General features: G+C 67.3%; 2 protein-coding genes. Both read left to right on the forward strand.

Annotated features, from left to right (window positions below; translation table 11 throughout):
* Positions 1 to 745: lytic transglycosylase domain-containing protein (locus HR086_RS49495; RefSeq protein ID WP_246137637.1), on the forward strand; the 745-nt coding region annotated here is incomplete at its 5' end.
* Positions 746 to 969: 224 nt separating this feature from the next.
* Positions 970 to 1,290 carry an STAS domain-containing protein gene (locus tag HR086_RS46855; RefSeq protein WP_141647218.1) on the forward strand — a complete coding sequence of 107 codons (321 nt, stop codon included), beginning with the start codon at positions 970 to 972 and terminating at the stop codon, positions 1,288 to 1,290.
* Positions 1,291 to 1,411 lie beyond the last annotated feature (121 nt).

Genomic DNA, 1,411 nt, shown 5'->3' on the forward strand with positions numbered 1-1,411 from the left:
GGGTGGGATGAGGGGTTGGACGGTGGCGGTGACGACGGCTGCGATGCTGGTGGGAACGGGTGCCCAGGCCTTTCCGGTGCAGGTGCCTTCAGGTCCGCAGGGTGAGCCCGCGGAGGTGACGCAGCTGCGCACCCGGCTGGAGCAGCGGGAGCTGGAGCTGAAGACGGCGCTGGCGAAGCTGCAGGCGTACGAGGACGAGGCGCTCCACGCGGAGGCGGAGCGGCTGGGCGTGGTGGAACTGGTGAAGGCGTCGGGCCTGCCAGTGCACCAGCAGCGCAGGCTGTCGGTGGCCATCGTCCGCGAGGCCCAGCGCAACAACGTGGACCCGCTCCTCGTGGTGGCCGTCATCAAGTGCGAGAGTTCCTTCAACAACTACGCGGTGTCCCACGTGGGCGCCATGGGGCTGATGCAGGTGATGCCGGACACGGGCACGTGGCTGGCGGACAAGGCCGGCTTCCGGCTGGGCCGCAGCACCAACCTGTTCGACGCCGAGACGAACGTGGCGCTGGGCACCGCGTACCTGGCCAACCTCATCGAGCGCTTCGGCTCCGTGGAGAAGGCATTGGTCGCCTACAACGCGGGCCCCGGACTGGCCCGGCGCATCCTCGCGAAGAAGGAAGCGCGCACGAAGTTCATGGCCGGCTACCCCACCAAGGTGGTGAAGGAGTTCCGGAAGCTGAAGGCCCACCAGGAGCGTCAGCTCACCCTGGCCGATCAGCAGAAGACGATTGACCGCCAGGGTTGATCGCCAGGCAACACCCCGGGCGCCCGTCACCTGACAGTCGCGTAGAAGTTGCCAACCCAGAGCTGAAATTCCTTCCCGTTCCAGTGCAGTGTTCGCGCCCGGCGGTGCACCCCATGGATTTTCCATGGGTTTTCCGGTCGCTGGACTGGCCCGGAATGTGCTCCTGCCGCCGTGCCCAATTCGTTGGCACAGCGCGCACACGGCATCCAAGGGAGAGCACAGCAATGGCGGGTTTGCAGATCCACCGCGAGGACGTCGCAGGTCACGTCACCCTTCGTTTGGAAGGGATACTGGACGGGAAGACGGCCCAGGAGGTCCAGACGTCTCTGGAGGGGCTGAAGGGGTGTGAGGTGGTGCTGGACTTCACCCATCTGCGCGAGTTCAAGGACAGCGCGGTGGGGGTGTTGACGCGGAACATGGCGAACTCGGTGAAGCTGCGCGGGCTGGCCACGCATCACGAGCGGATGTTCCGCTACTTCGGGGTGGGCGCCAGCGTCGCGCCACGGCGGCCATACTACACCCCCGAGGACGTGCTCTCCCTCTGAGCCGACAAGGGAGCGGGCGTCCCTGGAGGGCGCCCCGGAGTCTGGCGTGTTGGCACCCGGAGGAGTCGGCTAGAGTGGCGGCAGATGAACCAGCCCGCCCGCGTTCTCGCCGCCGCCGCCC

Source organism: Myxococcus sp. CA039A (assembly GCF_013336645.1).
In the GTDB taxonomy this organism is placed as follows: domain Bacteria; phylum Myxococcota; class Myxococcia; order Myxococcales; family Myxococcaceae; genus Myxococcus; species Myxococcus llanfairpwllgwyngyllgogerychwyrndrobwllllantysiliogogogochensis.

Excerpts from the sequence above, each read along its gene's own strand:
- HR086_RS46855 (WP_141647218.1), top strand. The coding sequence starts at position 970 with ATGGCGGGTTTGCAGATCCACCGCGAGGACGTCGCAGGTCACGTCACC.